We start from the raw sequence: 19562 nt of genomic DNA on the forward strand, positions 1-19562 counted from the left end.
CTGTATATTCGGCTTTAAAATATTAAAACATTATGTCCAATCCATACGTTAATTTTTCTGTTTCGGAGCATGTTGGTACCATTGAGTTTTACCATCCATCCCATAATTCACTCCCCAGTGATTTATTGAAAAAATTACAGAATGCCATTTTGGATGCAGACAAGGATCCTGGTGTCAAGGTAATTGTTTTAAAAAGTGGTGGTGATAGAACGTTTTGTGCCGGGGCTAGTTTTGATGAGATCAAACAGATTCAAACACCGGAGGAGGGATTGGCTTTCTTTTCTGGATTTGCCAATGTGATTAATGCTATGAGGCGATGTTCCAAGTTTATTTTGGTAAGAGCCCAAGGAAAGGCAGTAGGTGGAGGTGTTGGTATTTTAGCGGCCGCAGATTACTGTGTGGCTACCCAGCACGCCTCGATCAAATTAAGCGAATTGAGCATAGGGATAGGACCTTTCGTTATAGCTCCTGCAATTGAGCGGAAAATAGGCGTTGGAGCCTTATCCCAATTAAGCATGGATTGCAAAAATTTCTATTCGGCAGAGTGGTGTCTAGGGAAGGGTTTGTATTCTGAATGTTTTGAAGATGTAAAGGATATGGACCATACACTGGAAAAACTTGCTAAAAGCTTGTCTAGTTACCATACAGATGCCATGGCATCCATGAAACGGGCTTTGTGGTCTGGGACAGAACACTGGGACAACCTACTGATTGAACGGGCTAAAACCAGTGGTGAATTGGTTCTTAGTGAAACGACAAAAAACTTCCTGAATAAATTTTAATTCAACACTCCAGATTTTTCAATAATGTCCAATCCGTCATCAATAAGATGACCAACCTGAGGTCTGTTGGATTTGATACCTTCCAAATGCTTTAAAATAGCTTCGCAGAGTTCCTGTTTGCTGGATTGGAATGCCAATTCATATAACTCTATTGGAAGCAACCAATCTTCTGGATGGTTTTCAATTAACTGCTCTAAAACTTTGTGTCTGGAAATAGTTTGGGTATTGCCCTCTCTGTAATCTCTAACCTGTTGATAAAGTACTTCTAGTTCTTTCTCTTTAGGAGTTTTTTTAATCTTAATCGTTTCTGTAGATGACTTGTGAGTCAATAAATCAAAACTATTAAAATCTGCTGGTCCCGAAAATGCTGAAACAACCTTCTTGCCAACAGCCATATCGTAAATGCCCCATTCTGGTTGGAAAAGAATCTCTTCTTTGTACGATACGGTACAGTTTTCAAAGCTGATTAAAATAATTTTACCCTGTAAGTTTCTCTTTCCAGTAATGATATTTCCAGTGACTTTGACGCCGCCTTCAAATTCTAATGTAACACGCTCGCCTTCAAAAATGTTATAGGCCGTTAGATCTCTAGGGCTCATATCCTCGATAGATATATTGATGCCTTTAAGTTTTCCTATAGGAGAACCAAAGCCTCCATTATGATGATTTGTGCCATGTCCAACAAGTTGTTTTTCTCTGTAGGAGAGAGCTGTTTTTCCTGTGGTTTGAATATAAATAGGTTTGTCTTTGTGAGAAATTACATTTGAAAAAACGCCAGAAATTTGAAGACCAGTGCTTAGTTCAATAGACCCTAGAGCTTCTGATTCAATAAGTTTATTGACTCCCGATAAACCTCCAGTTCGAAGTGCCATGGTATTTGCAAATTCTTCTAAAACCAAACTTAAATGGGCAAAATTGGGGGTCACAAACAATTGGGGTTGGGGTTTCGTAATGTCAAAACTTTGGTCTGCGGCTTTAATAGAATACGGAAGTTTTTTTACTTGGTCTGTCATACACCAAGTACTTTCGCCTATTGAAGAAAGTAATCCAGCGCCATAAATTTTTGGATTATCCAAAGTACCTATCAATCCGTACTCAACGGTCCACCAATGTAGGTTTCTTATTAAAGCCATTTCACTTGGTTTACCCATGTTTTCCTGAAGGTATTCAACATCGGCTTCAGCTTTTTGAATGTCCTCTTCTTTACTTCCAGGAGCTTCTTTTAATATGGAAAGGTATCTTACAGCCTCATAAAGTTCATAATCTTTGGCAGAAGAAATGGCTTTACAACCTATTTCTCCAAATCGTCTTAAATATTCGGCATATTCAGGATTTGCAATTATAGGGGCATGTCCTGCTCCTTCATGGATGATGTCTGGTGCTGGTGTGTATTCAATATGTTCCAATTGCCTTATGTCACTGGCAATTACCAGCACATTATAGGCCTGAAATTCCATAAACGCATTCGGAGGAATAAATCCATCTACTGCTACGGCTGCCCAACCAATTTCTTTAAGAATGCGGTTCATTCCATACATATTGGGAATGTCATCAATAGAAATGCCAGTTTGTTTTAATCCGTCAACATATGATTTGTGAGCTACTTTACTCAAATAGTCCACATTCTTTCTCATCACATATCTCCAAACAGCTTGATTAATTGGGGTGTAATCATCATAGTTCTGTGGTTTGATGAATTGTTTTAAGTGCTTTGGAAGCCTATCTAAAATGTTATTGGATTCTATTGATTGTAATTCCATAATTCTTAAAAGTATCTGGGTAAAGTTACAAAATATTCATTTTTTTTGTTGGTATAAAGGAAAATAACCAATCTTCCTTTGTTTTGCAATTCATCTTGCCTATTTAACTATTTATAAGTCAAGGACGTAATTACTATTCGGATTTTCTTTGAGGAAAAATAATTTTAAAGAGTTTTATAATTTGTTAGATGAACTAATAAAGGAGATCAAAAAATGGGAGATATTGAATATTGGATACGTTTTTATTGGATAAAGTGAAAAGCTATGCTGTAAAAGGCATTTTTCATAGCTGAGGAAAAATAATTCAATTTAATTTGTATATTTAGCACTTAAATTAAAATTCTAATTAACTATTATTATATTATGAAAAAGGTCATTTCCTTATTTGGTTTTATGTTGCTTTTCTTTGTTGGAATGCAAACTACTGTAGCTCAAGATAAAAAAGTTGCTGCATCAGAAGATTTAATTGCACAGGCTAAACAAGATGCAATAGAATTGAGTAAAAAACTACATTTAAATGGTCAACAAGAAGAGTTGGTTCTTGAAGTGTTTGTTGAGGCTGCAAAGAATACAGGAGAGATAAAAAAAGCTAATCTAGAGCCAAAATTAGAGAAGGCTAGAATGGATGTCATTAATGAAAATTTAGATCTTAAAATGACTGATATCCTAACACCAGAACAATACAAGAAATATCATTACATGGATATGCCTAAATAAAAAAAAAGCGACTTAAAGTCGCTTTTTTTTATGCTTTATTTTTTTTGTCCAGGAGGATATTGCATTAGGATTTCATGGACAAATTCAGAAATTCTTTCAATTTTCTTATCCATGTTTTGAGTCAGGTATCCACTTCCAACACCCTGCCAAACCAATTCTTTTCTTTGGGCATCAATAAGATCAACATATAAGGTTCCTTCGGTACTTGTTGATACAGAACTGTAAGAGTTCCAGTAATAAGGACTCCAGCCCCAACCATAACCATATGGTCCCCAGCCGTTGTTGTAAACATTCACTTGCTCTCTAGATTTGGTAAAAATGCTTATTAACAAATCGGGAGTTTCAGATTTGGTAAAGCCTTTGGCTAACATCTCGGTTTCAATGGCTCGAAGAATCCTTCGTTTGTCTAAATCGCTTATTTCGGCTTTATCAATACCTGGTTTGTAAAAGGCAAATGATTTATAATTGTCAAAATTTGCGTTTTTGTCATAATCCGTTGCCACCCTTACAGAGGTGCAAGAGGATATGGAGATTAACAAAAGTAATACTCCAAAAGTTCTTAAAGTGTTTTTCATAGCGTATGATTTAGTCCTTCTAATTTAGCAAATTTTCGTCAACTAAATTTGGTAAAGTTACGCTTAGTAATGGCTCGTTTTCCATGGCTCTTTGAATGGCTGTCATCGCACCATCATTTCTGGCCCAACTGCGTCTTGAAATACCATTGTTGACATCCCAGAAAAGCATTGATTTTAAGCGCTTTTCTGCGTCTAAAGTACCATCAAGAACCATGCCGAATCCGCCATTTATAACTTCACCCCATCCAACGCCACCACCGTTGTGTATACTCACCCAGGTAGCGCCTCTAAAACTATCTCCAATAACATTGTGAATGGCCATATCGGCAGTAAATCGGGATCCGTCATAGATGTTGCTTGTTTCTCGGTAAGGAGAATCTGTACCTGAAACATCATGATGATCTCTTCCTAAAACAACGTAGCCTATTTCCCCATTGGCAATGGCATCGTTGAAAGCCTTTGCAATTCTCATACGACCCTCTGCATCGGCATAAAGAATTCTGGCTTGGGAACCAACAACAAGTTTGTTTTCCTGTGCACCTTTGATCCATTGAATATTATCTGCCATTTGTTGTTGGATGTCTTCTGGTGCTTGCTTCATTAAATCTTCCAAAACTTGACAAGCTAAAGCATCTGTTTTTTCCAGGTCTTCAGGTTTTCCTGAAGTGCACACCCATCTGAATGGTCCGAATCCATAGTCAAAACACATGGGTCCCATGATATCTTGTACATAGCTAGGATACTTAAATTCACGACCTATAGTTGGATTTTCGGCCATAACATCTGCTCCGGCTCGGGAAGCTTCCAATAAAAAGGCATTTCCGTAATCAAAAAAATAGGTGCCTTTGGCTGTATGTTTATTGATAGCATTAGCATGACGACGTAGGCTTTCTTGCACTTTGTCTTTGAATAGTTCTGGCGTGCTTGCCATCATATTATTAGCTTCTTCAAAAGATAATCCCACTGGATAGTATCCTCCAGCCCATGGGTTGTGAAGGGACGTTTGGTCACTTCCTAAATCTATTTGAATGTTTTCAGTATCAAATTTTTCCCAAACATCAACCACATTGCCAAGATAGGCCAATGAGATGGTTTCTTCAGCTGTTTTTGCTTTTCGTACTCTGGTAACTAGATCATCTAAATTCGTAATGATTTCATCAATCCATCCTTGTTCATGTCTAATTTTGGTGATTTTAGGGTTCACCTCCGCACAAACGGTGATGCAACCTGCAATATTTCCTGCCTTTGGTTGAGCACCGCTCATTCCGCCAAGACCAGAGGTAACAAAGAGGTGACCATTAGGTATTTTGTTTATTTTTCTGAATCCGTTTAAAACGGTAATTGTAGTTCCGTGAACAATACCTTGTGGACCGATGTACATATAACTCCCAGCTGTCATTTGTCCGTACTGGGTGACGCCTAACGCATTGAATTTTTCCCAATCGTCCGGTTTAGAATAATTAGGTATCATCATTCCATTGGTAACTACAACCCTTGGAGCCTCTTTGTGAGAAGGGAACAAGCCCATTGGGTGGCCAGAATACATGACTAATGTTTGTTCATCGGTCATTTGAGCCAAATATTTAATGGTTAATAAGTATTGGGCCCAATTTTGAAAGACAGCACCATTACCACCATAGGTGATTAATTCATGTGGATGTTGAGCCACAGCATAGTCTAGGTTGTTTTGAATCATCAACATAATGGCTGCAGCCTGCTTGCTTTTTGCCGGGTATTCCTCTATAGGGCGAGCATACATTTTATAATTGGGACGGAATCTGTACATGTAAATTCGTCCATAGGTTTCTAGCTCTTCCCTAAATTCAGGGATTAATGTTTTATGATGTTTAGGCTCAAAATACCTAAGGGCATTTTTAAGTGCCAAGGTTTTTTCTTCTTGGGATAAAATTTCCTTTCGTTTAGGAGCGTGGTTTATTTGATTGTCGAATGGTTTTGGGGTAGGTAATTCACTAGGTATCCCCTGTAATATTTCTTCTTTAAATGTCATGGTTGCTTTAATTTAGTTAAACTTGTTTGGTGTGAAGTGTTCAAGAAAAACTAGGGGTAACGAATATCTACCCGGTGGTGGGTATTGGCAACTTTTTTGCGATATGTCATTAACAACCGATCCAAGTCTATTGCGAATTTGTCTTTTTGTTATATCCGTATGGGCAATGTCTACAGCCACTTTCACAACAATAACCTCTTTTTAAATGGTATTGTTCGGTAAAGCATCGGTAGCCTTCAGGGGTTAAATAATAATCGCCTTCCTCAATAGGAATTCTTTTTTTTATCATGTGGCAAAGATAATGTAATTTGGATTGATTTTAGTTTTCTGAAAATATGATTGTCATTTCAAAAAAATTGATACCAAAAGGCTATAGTGGTTTGACTATTTTTCCTTTTATCATTTTAAAATATCCCGAATTAAGAAATGACAAGGTATTGTTGCTTCATGAAAGGATTCACAAAGTACAGCAATTGGAACTTTTTATTATTCCTTTTTATGTGTGGTATTTTTTGGAATTTACCATACGATTCTTCAAGTATAGAAATAAACGATTGGCCTATCGGAACATTTCCTTTGAAAGAGAAGCTTATTTAAACGAAACAGATCCTGACTATCTAAAATCAAGATCTGTTTGGGCCTTTTTAAAATATATTTAGTTGGTGTTTATTTTAAAATCACTTTTTGTGTTTTCTTAAATCCATTTTTAAGAGTTACGGAAACCAAATAGGAACCTGTTGAAAGATTTAAGGATTCTAACTTTACCTGAGAGGAGCTGAGTGCATTCTCTTGTATAAGGCGCTTTCCTGTGAGGTCTAAAATATGAATTTCTTCAATGGGACCTTGGGATGAATTCACCAAAATATAACTGCCATTTGGAGCTTTTATTGAAATGGTATTTTCCAATATAGATTCAGGTAAACTAAGCGTTTCATTAGTGTACCTTAAAATAAATCGATCGTTGTAAATGCCTTCATCACTGTTAAAGCTGAAAGGAGCCATTCTTAAATCTGAAATAATTCCCGTATAAGTGTCTTCTAGATAAATGTTTTGGGTGGCGTCTTCAAAAAGTCCGTCCACATGATTTATGGAAATGGTATAATTTCCATTTTGAGGTAATTTGAGACCTAGTGGTATGGTGTCCAATTCATCAAATGGCAAGCTTTTTCCTTGGATGGCCAAAGATTTATCTTCAACTAGTGAGTATAGTTCAAATTCAATTTTCACGCCTTGAGCAGGTGCATCATAAATGGGATCATAGCCATTTATAGCATTAGAAACATATCCCACTAAAATATTGGAGGTTGGTAAGCCAGGAGATGACAAGGATAACCAAATGCGGTGCTTTTCATCAAAAGTTGTAGATGCAGTAGAATTGCTATTAGTCTTGTAAAATTGGGAATTATCATAAGCTTCATAATTGACCGAGTCATACTCATATCGCATACTGTTATCAAAGTTAGCCATTTCTGAGGTGCTACCATTATCTGTCATCAGAGTAAAAAATCCTTGACCGGCCCCGATAAATCCTTCAAAACCAAATTGTGTGCCTCCTGTAGCATTGTAGGTCAAATAATCTGCGGAATCATAATTGTAAACATAGTCTTCATAAAATGGGTCGTCTGTGGTATTGGAAGGAGCGATACCATGGGTCCATAAATAAATAAAGGGTTCTAAATGCGTCGCGTTACTGGCAAGAAACTTATCGGCGCTAATGGCTGATGGGTATGGATTCCCCAAGAGGTTCCAGTTGTCGTCATCTTTTGTAACAGGAGTTGTGGTTGGTCCGTTGGTGTAATTAACTCCTGTATAAGTTCCTCTGGAAATGGGGACAGAAATATCCCCATTGTTTGGTGTTCCTATAAATTCTGTAGTAAAACTCGTGTTGGTTGGTGAATTTGAAATGTATCCTATGCCACTGGTCATAGTTTCATTACCATTAATCCAATTTCCGAAATTACTTGTGTATGTTCCTCCATTGTTTACTGATGGAATCCATTTCCAAATAAGGCCGCCAGTAGGTAGATTTCCCGAGGAAAAATTAGCCACAGGAGCAGACCAATAGACATAATCTGTCGCATCATCCACATCTGCAATTCTCTTAAGGTGGATTTCACCTGAATTGGCGGTATTATTAATCTGAACCAAGTTGGCTCCATTTCGAACATCTAGCTCTAAAATAGAAGAATCGGTGTTGTCTTCAATGGCAATCCAATCCATGACGACTAAATTATTATTATCCAAAACATTTAGGTTTCCACTGTCTTTGATGGTCAAATTTTTTGCTAGAGCGGTATACAATACTGGTGGCATGGGAGTTGTTAAGAATGGAATGTTGCTTTCGGAGTCTTGAATGATCACGCAATTCGTCTCGTCAGGAACGCCATAAGGAGCCCAATTGTTAGCATCATTCCAGTTGCTATTATCTGTACCTTTCCAAACCTTGGTTTTATTGGAAATGATGACATCTTTACTGATGTCGCAGCCGTTATTAAGAGTGGCTATGGCTGTAAATGTAAAATCTTCCAATTCCAATTGAGCAATGGTGGGTTTTACATAGACGGTTCCAATGGTAGTTCCAGGAACATAAGGAATAGTAGCTGCTGCATCGGTATAGGCATCGACGGCAGGTGTTCCAGACCATGTGAAAGATGGTGTTAGCGGTCTGGAGCCATAAAGCTCGATATTATCTATGGCTACACCATCCCCCCATTCAGAGTAGTAGTAAATTCGAAATCTTAAGTTTGGTTCATTTATGTAGCTTGATAAATCATAGGTTAAATGAGAGAATTGCGTTCCGTATCCGATGTCATCTGTTATATTTGCTACAATGTTGGGCCATGTATTACCACCATCTGTGGATATTTCCAAATTAACCTCTTCTGGAACGGATAGGTTGTATCTTGAAAAATACATGTCTAACTCTAGAGTCAAATTGGTGAAAGTGGAGGAGTCCAATGCATCAGAAACTAATTCGTTTTCTGTGTAATCCCCTGAATCCGCTACACTTATTACGAAGCTATTTGTTCCAAACCCAGAGGAAATGGCAGGATACCACACATATCCATTAGGAATATATGTGCTAGCTTGGACTTGCCAAGTGGAAATATCATCAGCAGGTGAACCGTTTGTGATTATATTATTTTGAGAAAAGGTACCAAAACCACTTTCAAAATCTTCATCAATGAGGTAGGCAATTTCAGTATCGCCTGTTGCCGAGATCTCTATAATATCATTTTCGCCGCAGATTTCTGGGGTTTCAGGTACAAAGCTTAAAGTTGTGACAGGGTTGACGGTACCAATGATTTCTAGTCTTCTCACTGATTCACAGGTACCATTGGTGGCCGTAACCCAATAGCTGGTAGTGGCGCTAATGAATGGTGACCAAGTTCCGTTGTTGGTAGTAGCCAAAAGGTTGCCGCCGATCTCGGCGTCATACCATTTGAATTGTGTTGCATCTGAACTTCCAGTTACTGTTAGATCTACGTTCCCTTCACCACAAGTAGTGCCATCTGTGATGCTGGTAATCTGAGCAGAGCAGTTTTCAATGACTGTAAATAGATAGTCTTCAGTTTCTCCATATTCAGAATTTCCACCATTTCCATCAAAATCATCACATGCATCAAAGTTATTTGGGTTTGTTCCTTTATAATAGAACCTAATTCTTATTCTATAATCACCAATTGGTTGGTTACTGGGAATATTGAAACCAAAAGTTGTAGTGGTTGTCCAGGTTCCAGTAGTATCATAAATCAATTCACCCATATCTGAAAAATCACCATTTTTATTCCAATCAATCCAAGCTTTATAGGTTCCGTGACCTGTTTCAGAACCAACATAAATGTTGATTCCTTCTCCTTGAGCTTGAATGCTTTTTTCTAAGGAAGTCCAATCTTGAAATCCACTTGGGGAAATTGAATACCCATTATTAAAATTGGAAACATCATTTAATGTCCCAATAAACTCAACGTCATTTATGTATTTAGTAGCCGGATTTGTAGTGGTTAAAGTACTGCAGTAGGATGTGTTGGTTGTTGTTACATTCCCAGATAACGGATTAGTTGTGAAATATAAAGGTCCTCCCGTGCATTCCGAATTAAACGAGATAACATAGACGTAATAGGTGGTGTTCTGGGTTAAACCTGTGGCGGTGAAGTTGGTACTACCATCAATATCCACTACAGTGGCAGTTCCAATGGAGTCTCCTATATTGTAATTAACCCCATCAACAGGTGTTGGGGGAGTAGCCGACGTACTGATTACAACCAAATAATTATCTGGTTCTGGGGAAGGGGCGGTAAATGAACCATATGCCGAATCTCCTGTGGCCGATAAGGTTAAGGTTGTGGGTTGCTGAGAAGGTGTTGCGCAAGCGGGTAAAGGTGTTCCTTTAACTTCAATATCATCAATAGTAAATGCAGGATAATTTCCTGTAGAGTTATCATTATTCCATCCAAACCCCAAATAGAAACTTTGTCCATCAACCACAGATAAATCAAGATTGGTTACACTTTGAGTCGTATTTTGCCCTTGGTACTCTCCGGGTAATACGGCCCAAGTGCTACCATCAAAGGAGTAGAGTACCGAACCATAATCAAAGTTCGCTTCTCCTTGGCAAATCCAATTGAAATCCAAAGTAACCGATTCAAAATTGGTCGCATCAATGGGGGTTGTAAAATATACTAAGGTGGCAGCTACCTTGTTGGCTTTATATTGAGGCATGGTTCCGGAAGTAGCTGGATTATTAACACTGACTGCCATAGAATATGACCCAGAAATCACATTGCATCGTGTGTTGTCAAATACCCAGAAGTAATTGTCATTGGTGGCTGGTGTCGTAGTAAATTGACCATTCTGCCATCCAAGATATGGACTTGCTTGATTTTCTGGTCCAGAGGCTGCTTCAAAGTCTTCAAAAAAAAGCGTCGTTTGTGCTTGAACAAAATAACCTGATAAAAGAAGGAGGGTATAGATGAAATGTTTGTATGCTTTACAACAATTTTCCTGTAAGTAATTTTTTTTCATATGCCAATCTAGGCAACCCAAATCGGGTTGTTATTTTTTTAATTATTCTTAGGATACCAAAGAAATAAGTTGGCGTATTAGTGGTTTGGAAGATTCGAGAGGGTAATTGCTAATAGTTTAGCAAGCTAATGTAAATATATTAATATTTGTTTTAAAAATGTTAAATCGCTGTGTATTGTTGAATATTGTAAAAAATAGATAGAATATTTTTTAATTTCCCAATATTTTGAACGTCTATTTGTTTGATTTTTATGAATTTGTCTTTTAATTCTGTTGAAAACCAATTTGTTGGTAGTTTTTTAGGAGGGATTTCTGTTACAATGAAACGGGAGGATCGCATTCATCCTATGATTTCAGGGAATAAATATCGAAAATTGAAGTATAACCTTTTGGAAGCTCGAGAAATGGGATGTTCTAAACTACTGACATTTGGAGGAGCATTTTCAAATCATATTGCTGCCGTGGCTGCAGCAGGTAACGAATTTGGTTTTGAAACCATAGGGATTATTCGGGGAGAAGAATTGGAATCAAAGATTCCAGATAATCCTACTTTATCATATTCAGCTTCACAGGGGATGACCTTTAAATTTGTCACACGGTCTGAGTATCGTCTGAAAGGAGAGGCACATTTCATTAACAATTTAAGAGAAGAGTTTGGATCCTTTTATTTGATTCCAGAAGGAGGAACAAATAATTTAGCAGTTCAGGGGTGTGAAGAGATCTTGGCGCAGGTTGATCAAGAAATGAATTATATCTGTTGTGCTGTGGGTACGGGAGGAACCATTTCGGGTTTAATAAATGCTTCAAATAAAGATCAAATGGTTTTGGGATTTCCCGCTTTGAAAGGTGATTTTTTGTCGGAGGATATTCGTAAGTTTGCAACCCAAGACCAATGGAAATTAATTACAGATTATCATTTTGGCGGTTATGGTAAAATAAATCAGGAATTGATCGGTTTTATTAATGAGTTCAAAATGAAATATCAAATACGCTTAGATCCCATTTATACCGGGAAAATGATGTTTGGTATTTTTGATTTGATTAAGAAGGGTTTTTTTCCAAAAGGGTCGCAAATTTTGGCAATTCATACTGGAGGCCTACAAGGCATTGAAGGAATGAACCAAAAGTTGAAGCAAAAAAATCTACCATTAATAAAATAATTACATGAGAAAGATAGTATTTCTTTGTTTACTAAGTGTTTTGGTGTTTAACTGTGGTTCCAAGAAAAAGGCTGCTTCGGTAAAAACAAAGAAGGAGCGTGTTGTGAGAAATCAAAATACGAGATCTGCAACCTCAAGCACACAGCCGAAATCAAATAATACGGCGCCCACTACGACTCCTAATACCTCAAGTTCTTCTAGTTCGCCAACCGTTGCATATATCAATTTATACCATGCAGTGGCTATGGAGGAAATGAAACTTTATGGGATACCTGCAAGTATTACTCTAGCTCAAGGTATTTTGGAATCTGGTTCAGGAAAGGGAAGGTTGTCTGTTGAGGCCAATAATCACTTCGGAATAAAGTGCCATGATTGGACAGGTGCAAAAATTTATCATGATGACGATCGATCACAAGAATGTTTCAGAAAATATAATGATGCCAAGTATTCATTCAGGGACCATTCTTTGTTTTTAAAGGAACGAAAGCGTTATTATAAATTGTTTGAATTAGACCCAGACGATTATAGAGGGTGGGCTAGAGAGCTAAGAGCCGCTGGCTATGCAACTGACAGACGTTATCCCGAAAAATTAATCGACTTGATTGAGCGTTACCAGCTCCATCAATATGATGATCAAGTGCTAGGTAATCCTGCCAGTCGCAACAGAATAAGAACTGTTACGTCAACTAATACTCCTGCATCCGTTGATAATTTTGGAAACACCTATACGGTCCAAAAGGGAGATACATTATATTCCATATCCAAGAAACATAATCTTACCGTGGAGCAGTTGAGAAAAATGAACGGATTAAAAAATAATGATTTGCAAATTGGCCAAGTTCTTTCGGTCAAATAAAAAATACCAATATGTTATATAAACGCAGCAGTGAATTGTTTGCTAATGCAGAAAAGGTTATTCCTGGAGGAGTAAATTCTCCTGTGAGGGCATTTAAAGCGGTGGGAGGTACACCACTTTTCATAAATAAAGCCAAGGGCGCATACCTTTATGATGAAGATGGAAACCAGTTAATAGATTATATTAATTCTTGGGGACCGATGGTTTTGGGACATGCCTATCAACCTGTTGTAGATGCCGTTATTGAAAAAACCAAACTAGGGACTTCTTTTGGGACTCCAACGGAAATTGAAACTAAAATTGCCGAATTAGCCGTTTCCATGGTTCCCAACATTGACAAAATAAGATTTGTCAACTCTGGTACAGAAGCATGTATGAGTGCCGTCAGATTGGCTCGCGGTTATACGGGTAAAGATAAAATTATCAAGTTTGCTGGTTGCTATCATGGACACAGTGATTCCTTTTTAATCCAAGCCGGAAGTGGCGCGGTTACTTTTGGGAGTCCAAATAGTCCTGGTGTGACCAAAGGAACCGCACAAGATACGTTATTAGCTCGATATAATGATATCGCCCATGTTGAAGAGATTGTTTCTGCTAACTCTGGTGATATCGCATGTATTATTTTAGAGCCAGTGGCCGGTAACATGGGATGTATTCCACCCAAAGAGGAATTTCTTAAAGGGTTAAGAGCTCTATGTGATAAAGAAAATATTTTATTGATATTTGATGAGGTGATGACCGGTTTTAGGTTGGCTTCAGGAGGTGCTCAAGAGCTGTTTGATATTTCCGCAGACATTGTTTGTTTTGGAAAAGTAATAGGTGGTGGTTTACCAGTGGGAGCGTTTGCAGCTAGAAATGAGATTATGAATCACTTAGCGCCTTTAGGTCCTGTTTATCAAGCTGGGACTTTAAGCGGTAATCCATTGGCTATGGCTGCTGGACTGGCTATGTTGACAGCCTTGAATGAGGATAAGGAAGTGTTTCAACGTTTGGAAGAAAAGACCTCCTATCTTGAAAAAGGGCTACGAGAGGTATTAGAAAGAAATGAAGTTGTTCATCAAATCAATAGGGTAGGTTCAATGATTTCTGTGCATTTCTGCGATAATGAGGTGTATGACTTTGATAGTGCCGCCCATGGTAACAATGAGTCTTTTAAAGCCTTCTTTCATGGTATGTTGGATCAAGGAATATACATTGCCCCAAGTGCTTTTGAAACTTGGTTTATTACCGATGCACTTTCATATGAAGATTTGGATAAAACCATAGCGGCATGTGATGTGGTGAGTAAAAAAATGAAATAAAAAAAAGCCTTGAATCTCAAGGCTTTTTTTCAATAGGTTAAGGTCTTCTTTTCTGCATTTTTTTGTTTCCTGACATTTTTTGACCTCTGTCTGCCATTCTGTTGCGTCTTTGTTCCATTTGGGTTTCCCATTTGGTATATTGATCCTCATTTAAGATGGACTTCATTTGTTTTTTTATTTCAATTTGTCTGTCAAGTCTTTCATTCTCTCGAGCCAAACGCTGTTCTTTTGTTGGTTTTTCACCTGATCCTCTCATTTTTTGGAATTCTTCCATCCTTACCTTCCTATTTTTTGCATTTTCAAGATGGATGGCCTGAACTTTCTTTTGTTGCGCTTCAGTAAGGTCTAATGCCAAAGTCATTTTTTTAGTCTGGATTTCGGCTTGTTCTTCTGGCGTATAATCTGCCATTTTATTCATGCGTCTCTCTTGGGCGGACATGGTCTGTATAGCTAAAAAGGCCATGACCATAAACAATAATTTTTTCATAGTGTTTAAATGTTTCTGTTTGGTATTAAGACCTCTAAAAAGAAAATTGGTTTAATCTCTGTGGGAAAATTAACATCAGATTAACGGTTGTTTATCTTCTTTGAATTTTGGTGGTCAAAGTAGGTCTTGTAAATGAATTCTCCCAAAAGGCAGGAGGCTATTATAGTAACTGAAATGACAACACCTATAAAATTATCCTTGAACTGTTGCGTTATCAATGTGATGCTAGCTATGAGGCAAAATAGGAACCCAATAATATGAATGAATTTTGAACCATTGATTTTATTAGATAATTTAAATCCTACAAAATTGACCGTGGCAAATATGAGTAGAAACCCTATGCTTCCAGCTGTTGAGATGCTCTCAAGGTTGAGTGTGTTGGTTAGGATCAAATTTAAAATGGCTGTAATTAAAAGTCCGATGGGATGGTTCCAGAAGCTGTCTGTTAAGCTATGTGGTAATTCATCATCTTCAGCTATTTCATAACTTACCCTACTACCGCCATATAAAGACGCATTTATGGCTGAAAAGGTTGAAATCATGGCAGCAATCGTGATGACTGTAAATCCAACTTGACCTAAAACTGGTTTGGCTGCCTCAGCTAATACATACTCTTCCGCCTTTTTGATGGTTTCAAAGGAAAGAGAGCCTACAGTAACAATGGCAATAATTATATATAGTAGAATAACGAAAATGACGGAATAAAAATAAGCTTTCGAAATATTCTTATCGGGGTCTTTAATATCGGGAGCAGCATTAGCAATAAGTTCAAAACCCTCATAGGCCACAAAAATGACCATCCCTCCTGTAAGTAACTGTAAAGGCGTTTCCCAATTCGTTACCTGAAGTTGCTCCAAATGGGGATTTCCTCCCAAACCGTAAATTCCAACTCCTACAAAACCCAGTAAAATAATTAGTTTAATGATGACTGAGTAAGACTCAATTTTGCTTACTACTTTAATGCTGTAGTAATTGATCGCTGTTGCTAAAATGATAATAGCACTGGCATAAATATGAAAATCAATGGTCTTGTTGACTAAAGGAAGTAAATTTTGTGCATAGGAGCCAAAGGCCGAAGCATACAATGACAACATGATGATGTAACTCACCCAGAGCAAGTTGTTAATACTTCCGCTGAAAATAGTTTTTCCAAATCCCTCATTGATAAACCGAACCGTACCGCCGCGATCGGGGAATTTTTTCGTCAGTTTTACATAACTGTAAGATGTTAAAAGCGCAATTATTCCTGCTATTAGAAATGCTATAGGCGTTCCGCCTTTAGCGAGAGAAACGGCTAGCCCGAGGACAGCGAAAATACCACCTCCCACCATACCTCCAATGCCTATTGAAATGGCTTCTTTGAGACCGATTGTTTTAATTGAATTTGAAATAGTTTAAGATTTTAAATTAATATTTCATTTGAACCTGTTTCATGTTTACAAGTTTCCATCTAATGGGCCTTAATTGGATTTTCTAAAAATAAGAAGATTTGGATCCCCTTCAAAAGGTTTTTCTTCCTTCAAAAAGCCCAAACGTTCAAGTAATTTAATAGAAGCGACATTGTTATAATGGGTCATGGCAGAAATTTCCTTTAAATTTAAATCTTGAAATCCATATCGCAGAATCTCATTTAAACACTCATTCATATAACCTTTACCTTGGAACTCATAATTTAAATCATAACCAAGTTCTGCTTGGGTTCTATCCTCTGAAAAATTCCATAAACAAACAGTGCCGATGATACTATCCTTAGATCGGAGGCAGATTCCCCAATATTGAGCTGGAGGTCCATCCACAGGGCTTATAATTTTATTTATAAAGGTCAGTGCAGCTTCTTTGGTTTCTGCTTTTGGTCTGTCAACAAATTCATTAATTTTTGGGTCTGATCTTAGAAATGAAATCATTTCCCAATCTTCAGACTTGAGCGCTCTCAATAGTAACCTTTTAGTCTTTAAAATGGGTGATGAACTTTTGCTCATGATCTCTATGGGTGATGGATGTATTTTGTAGCAATTAGAATTTGGTGAATTTCCTTGCTGTCATCTTTTTTATTGAAAGGAACTTCCATGGTCTGGATATGCTGGAATAAATTTTTCTTTAAAATTTCATTAATCCGATTGGAATCGTGGTAATTAAAATAAACACGCAAACCATTCATACCAGTAATAAAACCTGAATTCTTTGTATTTCCAGGAACGAAACTGATGTAAAGGATACCTTCTTCAGATAACAGATCATAGCATTGTTGGATGAAATCATCTATTTCTTCCAGTGAAAGGTAGGGTAAGCCAAATCCACAAATGATACCCTGAAACTTCATATTAAGTTTGTTTAGGTTTCTGAAGTCCATCACTTGAAATTTAGCTTTTGGCAGGTTCTTATTTGCCAAATCCACCATGTTTTGTGAAATGTCAATCCCTAATATTTCTAAATTAGGTTTTTTGTTTAGTAAGTATTTGGAAATGTTTCCAGGACCACAACCAACATCAAGAACCTTGGCCATTGGAGGCAAATTGTTTGAAAACGCATCGTATGAATCATTATACAAGGATAAATCCATAAATTTTTCCTCATAAATTTTGGCTATTTGATTCCAAGTTTCAAATGTTTCTTGATAGGTGTCCATGAAGTTAAATATAGGGATTACTTTTTTAGATTTTCTTGTTTTTAGATTCCAAATAGAATAGACGGCTGACAATAAAAAAGGGAGCGTACATAGTATGATTTTTAGGTTGGGTCCCAGAATTCCTGCAATTAGAATAAATAAGAACAAACTGCCCAAACATCCTATTCCAATAAAGCTTGGTATTTTGCTAGGTTTAGATTGAAATAGTGTGAAAAATAAAATCAGTTGCCCCAATAGAGGAAAGAGGGTTAAAGGATGAAGTATCGAACCTGGGTCATTAAATAATTTGATTAAAATATCTAATTCAGCTTGAAAAAGAAAAACCGATTGATCTTGACCCCATTCAAGGTATCCCAAAAGAGAAGTTAGTATTAAAGCCAGATTAAGTAGTCTTTGTTTCATTATGAAATATCTGTTGATATAAAATTAGGGAAAAAAGAAGTTTAGATTTAAAGTTTTTAGTTTCACATAAATGACCTGCTCTTATGTGAAATTATGGTTAATTCTTAGACTTCAATCATCATAGTGAATGAAGACCTATCAAATTAATGGAAAATCGATTAAGTTTGCAGGATGCAACAAAAATTGAATGAATTCATTCCGAATGCGGCTGTTGCCCAAGTTCAAGAATTATTGGATCATGACCATTTAGAGGTCAAGGTGAAAAGAGAGAGAAAGACAAGGCATGGAGATTACAGAAGATTGATCAATGGTCAACATCAAATAACCATCAATGGCAATCTAAACCCTTATCGTTTTTTGATTACCTTAATTCATGAAATTGCCCATTTTGAAGCTTTTTCCCAGTTTGGAAGAAACATTAAGCCACATGGGAAGGAATGGAAGTATACTTTTCAGAGGTTGATGTTACCGTTTATTAATCCAAATATTTTTCCTGAAGAACTGTTGCCTTTATTAGCAAAGCATTTTCGAAATCCGAAAGCTAGTAGTGATACCGATACACAGTTGGCTTTGGCTTTAAAGCAGTATGACCCTCCAAATGGGAAACACTTTGTTTTTGAAGTTCCAACAGGAAGTATCTTTAGGTTGTATAATGGAAGGGTATTTAAAAAGGGGAGTCAACGCACAAAGCGTATTGAATGTATAGAAATAGCTACAGGAAAAGTATATTTGTTCAATCCCAATGCAGAAATTGAATTAGTAAAAAATAAATAGTTTAAAGATATGAAAGAGAATTATTATGCCATATTGATGGCTGGAGGTGTAGGATCAAGATTTTGGCCAGTTAGCACCTCTCAATTTCCCAAACAGTTCCATGATATGCTTGGGACGGGAGAAACTCTTATTCAAAAAACTTTTCATAGATTATCTAAACTAATCCCGGCACAGAATATCTACATTTTGACCAATGAGAGATATAACGATTTGGTGTTGGAACAGTTACCTGAAGTAAACCAAAGACAGGTTGTTCTTGAGCCAGCCATGAGAAATACGGCACCATGTATTCTGTATGCCTCCATGAAAATCCAGAAGGAAAATCCCGATGCAGTTATGATTGTTGCTCCTAGTGACCATTGGATCGAAGATGAAGAAGCTTTTGTTCAAAATGTGGATCAGGCTTTTCAATTTTGCCAGGAACACGATGCTTTGATGACCTTGGGTATTCAACCTACGTTTCCAAATACAGGTTACGGTTATATTGAGTTTGATAAATCCAGTGGTGATACTATCAAGCCAGTATCTCAATTTAGGGAGAAACCTGATTATGAAACGGCTAAGCAATTTTTAGCACAAGGGAATTTTTTATGGAATGCCGGTATTTTTATGTGGAGCGCTAAATCGGTTTTAGCAGCTTTCCAAAACAACCAGCCCAATTTGTACGATCATTTCAATAAGGGAATGGAAGCCTATAATACGGATGATGAGGATAAGTTTATAGCTGATAATTATCCTTTGGCAGAAAATATTTCGGTTGATTATGCCATTATGGAGAAGAGTCAAAACGTTTATGTCATTCCAGCTACTTTTGATTGGAATGATTTGGGAACCTGGGGAAGCCTTTACGATAAATTGGATAAGGATGAAGACCAAAATGCAGTGGTAAATGCGAAGACTTTAAGTGTTGATGCTTCTGGAAATATGATTCGCTCCCCTAAAAATAAAATAGTTGTAGTAGATGGTCTAAGTGATTATATCATTGTTGATAAAGAAGAAGTTTTGCTTATCTTTCCAAAAGAAAAGGAACAAGATATCAAAAAGGTGCTTCAACAAGTGAAACAGAAATTTGGTGAGCACTATGGCTAA

At 37.1% G+C, this 19562-nt stretch carries 17 protein-coding genes; 8 read left to right on the top strand and 9 right to left on the bottom strand.

All coding sequences use genetic code 11. The features are described 5' to 3' along the window. Window positions 1-32: 32 nt before the first annotated feature. A complete protein-coding gene (locus GZ212_RS13335) occupies window positions 33-782 on the top strand; it encodes an enoyl-CoA hydratase/isomerase family protein (protein ID WP_166961207.1) in 750 nt (249 codons plus the stop codon). Here the strand turns inward: GZ212_RS13335 and GZ212_RS13340 are convergent. Then, entirely contained in the window at window positions 779-2542 is a 1764-nt protein-coding gene (locus tag GZ212_RS13340) for an aromatic amino acid hydroxylase (RefSeq protein WP_166961210.1), read from the bottom strand. The genes GZ212_RS13335 and GZ212_RS13340 overlap by 4 nt on opposite strands. Window positions 2543-2905: 363 nt before the next feature. On the opposite strand from GZ212_RS13340, the gene GZ212_RS13345 reads away from it, so the two are divergent. After that, complete coding sequence (locus GZ212_RS13345; protein WP_157492040.1) at window positions 2906-3259, top strand: hypothetical protein; 354 nt, start codon at window positions 2906-2908, stop codon at window positions 3257-3259. Window positions 3260-3294: 35 nt separating this feature from the next. Here GZ212_RS13345 and GZ212_RS13350 read toward each other — a convergent pair whose 3' ends face one another. The 3 genes from GZ212_RS13350 to GZ212_RS13360 form a co-directional block, all read right to left on the bottom strand. Beyond that, window positions 3295-3834 carry a DUF4136 domain-containing protein gene (locus GZ212_RS13350; protein WP_166961213.1) on the bottom strand — a complete coding sequence of 180 codons (540 nt, stop codon included), beginning with the start codon at window positions 3832-3834 and terminating at the stop codon, window positions 3295-3297. 19 nt (window positions 3835-3853) lie between these two features. Further along, window positions 3854-5842: a urocanate hydratase gene (locus GZ212_RS13355; protein WP_166961216.1), complete on the bottom strand. Its 1989-nt coding sequence runs from the start codon at window positions 5840-5842 to the stop codon at window positions 3854-3856. A 127-nt stretch (window positions 5843-5969) separates the two neighbouring features. Continuing rightward, window positions 5970-6128 (bottom strand): DUF5522 domain-containing protein, encoded by a 159-nt coding sequence (locus GZ212_RS13360; protein ID WP_232395455.1) that lies wholly within the window; start codon window positions 6126-6128, stop codon window positions 5970-5972. A gap of 49 nt (window positions 6129-6177) precedes the next feature. On the opposite strand from GZ212_RS13360, the gene GZ212_RS13365 reads away from it, so the two are divergent. Continuing rightward, window positions 6178-6501 (top strand): hypothetical protein, encoded by a 324-nt coding sequence (locus GZ212_RS13365; protein ID WP_166961222.1) that lies wholly within the window; start codon window positions 6178-6180, stop codon window positions 6499-6501. Between the two features lie 7 nt (window positions 6502-6508). Here the strand turns inward: GZ212_RS13365 and GZ212_RS13370 are convergent, their stop codons facing one another. Continuing rightward, window positions 6509-10867: a GEVED domain-containing protein gene (locus GZ212_RS13370; RefSeq protein ID WP_166961225.1), complete on the bottom strand. Its 4359-nt coding sequence runs from the start codon at window positions 10865-10867 to the stop codon at window positions 6509-6511. 251 nt (window positions 10868-11118) lie between these two features. Here GZ212_RS13370 and GZ212_RS13375 point away from each other — a divergent pair, with 251 nt between their 5' ends. The 3 genes from GZ212_RS13375 to hemL are packed head-to-tail and all read left to right on the top strand — an operon-like array spanning window position 11119 to window position 14184. After that, window positions 11119-12027: a 1-aminocyclopropane-1-carboxylate deaminase/D-cysteine desulfhydrase gene (locus tag GZ212_RS13375; RefSeq protein WP_166961228.1), complete on the top strand. Its 909-nt coding sequence runs from the start codon at window positions 11119-11121 to the stop codon at window positions 12025-12027. A 4-nt stretch (window positions 12028-12031) separates the two neighbouring features. Beyond that, a complete protein-coding gene (locus GZ212_RS13380; protein WP_166961231.1) occupies window positions 12032-12883 on the top strand; it encodes a glucosaminidase domain-containing protein in 852 nt (283 codons plus the stop codon). Between the two features lie 11 nt (window positions 12884-12894). After that, window positions 12895-14184 (top strand): glutamate-1-semialdehyde 2,1-aminomutase, encoded by a 1290-nt coding sequence (hemL, locus tag GZ212_RS13385; RefSeq protein ID WP_166961234.1) that lies wholly within the window; start codon window positions 12895-12897, stop codon window positions 14182-14184. Window positions 14185-14221: 37 nt separating this feature from the next. Here the strand turns inward: hemL and GZ212_RS13390 are convergent, their stop codons facing one another. The 4 genes from GZ212_RS13390 to GZ212_RS16155 form a co-directional block, all read right to left on the bottom strand. Beyond that, window positions 14222-14671, bottom strand: coding sequence for a hypothetical protein (locus GZ212_RS13390; protein WP_053970182.1), 450 nt, complete (start codon window positions 14669-14671; stop codon window positions 14222-14224). An 80-nt stretch (window positions 14672-14751) separates the two neighbouring features. Beyond that, on the bottom strand, window positions 14752-16062 hold the full coding sequence (locus GZ212_RS13395) for an APC family permease (protein WP_370520493.1): 1311 nt from the start codon (window positions 16060-16062) through the stop codon (window positions 14752-14754). Window positions 16063-16131: 69 nt separating this feature from the next. Beyond that, complete coding sequence (locus GZ212_RS13400) at window positions 16132-16650, bottom strand: GNAT family N-acetyltransferase (RefSeq protein ID WP_166961237.1); 519 nt, start codon at window positions 16648-16650, stop codon at window positions 16132-16134. 5 nt (window positions 16651-16655) lie between these two features. After that, a complete protein-coding gene (locus tag GZ212_RS16155; RefSeq protein WP_240923815.1) occupies window positions 16656-17699 on the bottom strand; it encodes a class I SAM-dependent methyltransferase in 1044 nt (347 codons plus the stop codon). 171 nt (window positions 17700-17870) lie between these two features. On the opposite strand from GZ212_RS16155, the gene GZ212_RS13415 reads away from it, so the two are divergent. Together GZ212_RS13415 and GZ212_RS13420 are read left to right on the top strand one after the other, a co-directional pair. After that, window positions 17871-18473 carry a SprT-like domain-containing protein gene (locus tag GZ212_RS13415; RefSeq protein ID WP_053970178.1) on the top strand — a complete coding sequence of 201 codons (603 nt, stop codon included), beginning with the start codon at window positions 17871-17873 and terminating at the stop codon, window positions 18471-18473. Window positions 18474-18482: 9 nt separating this feature from the next. After that, window positions 18483-19562, top strand: coding sequence for a mannose-1-phosphate guanylyltransferase (locus GZ212_RS13420; RefSeq protein ID WP_166961240.1), 1080 nt, complete (start codon window positions 18483-18485; stop codon window positions 19560-19562).

Origin of the sequence: Mangrovimonas sp. CR14 (assembly GCF_011764015.1) — a bacterium.
GTDB lineage: Bacteria > Bacteroidota > Bacteroidia > Flavobacteriales > Flavobacteriaceae > Mangrovimonas > Mangrovimonas futianensis.

Bases quoted from the DNA above. Each gene is read 5' to 3' on its own strand.
- GZ212_RS13335 (WP_166961207.1), top strand. From the start codon at position 33: ATGTCCAATCCATACGTTAATTTTTCTGTTTCGGAGCATGTTGGTACC.
- GZ212_RS16155 (WP_240923815.1), bottom strand. From the start codon at position 17,699: ATGAAACAAAGACTACTTAATCTGGCTTTAATACTAACTTCTCTTTTG.
- GZ212_RS13365 (WP_166961222.1), top strand. From the start codon at position 6,178: ATGATTGTCATTTCAAAAAAATTGATACCAAAAGGCTATAGTGGTTTG.
- GZ212_RS13340 (WP_166961210.1), bottom strand. From the start codon at position 2,542: ATGGAATTACAATCAATAGAATCCAATAACATTTTAGATAGGCTTCCA.
- GZ212_RS13375 (WP_166961228.1), top strand. From the start codon at position 11,119: ATGAATTTGTCTTTTAATTCTGTTGAAAACCAATTTGTTGGTAGTTTT.
- hemL (WP_166961234.1), top strand. From the start codon at position 12,895: ATGTTATATAAACGCAGCAGTGAATTGTTTGCTAATGCAGAAAAGGTT.
- GZ212_RS13420 (WP_166961240.1), top strand. From the start codon at position 18,483: ATGAAAGAGAATTATTATGCCATATTGATGGCTGGAGGTGTAGGATCA.
- GZ212_RS13370 (WP_166961225.1), bottom strand. From the start codon at position 10,867: ATGAAAAAAAATTACTTACAGGAAAATTGTTGTAAAGCATACAAACAT.
- GZ212_RS13415 (WP_053970178.1), top strand. From the start codon at position 17,871: ATGCAACAAAAATTGAATGAATTCATTCCGAATGCGGCTGTTGCCCAA.
- GZ212_RS13355 (WP_166961216.1), bottom strand. From the start codon at position 5,842: ATGACATTTAAAGAAGAAATATTACAGGGGATACCTAGTGAATTACCT.
- GZ212_RS13380 (WP_166961231.1), top strand. From the start codon at position 12,032: ATGAGAAAGATAGTATTTCTTTGTTTACTAAGTGTTTTGGTGTTTAAC.
- GZ212_RS13345 (WP_157492040.1), top strand. From the start codon at position 2,906: ATGAAAAAGGTCATTTCCTTATTTGGTTTTATGTTGCTTTTCTTTGTT.
- GZ212_RS13390 (WP_053970182.1), bottom strand. From the start codon at position 14,671: ATGAAAAAATTATTGTTTATGGTCATGGCCTTTTTAGCTATACAGACC.
- GZ212_RS13350 (WP_166961213.1), bottom strand. From the start codon at position 3,834: ATGAAAAACACTTTAAGAACTTTTGGAGTATTACTTTTGTTAATCTCC.
- GZ212_RS13400 (WP_166961237.1), bottom strand. From the start codon at position 16,650: ATGAGCAAAAGTTCATCACCCATTTTAAAGACTAAAAGGTTACTATTG.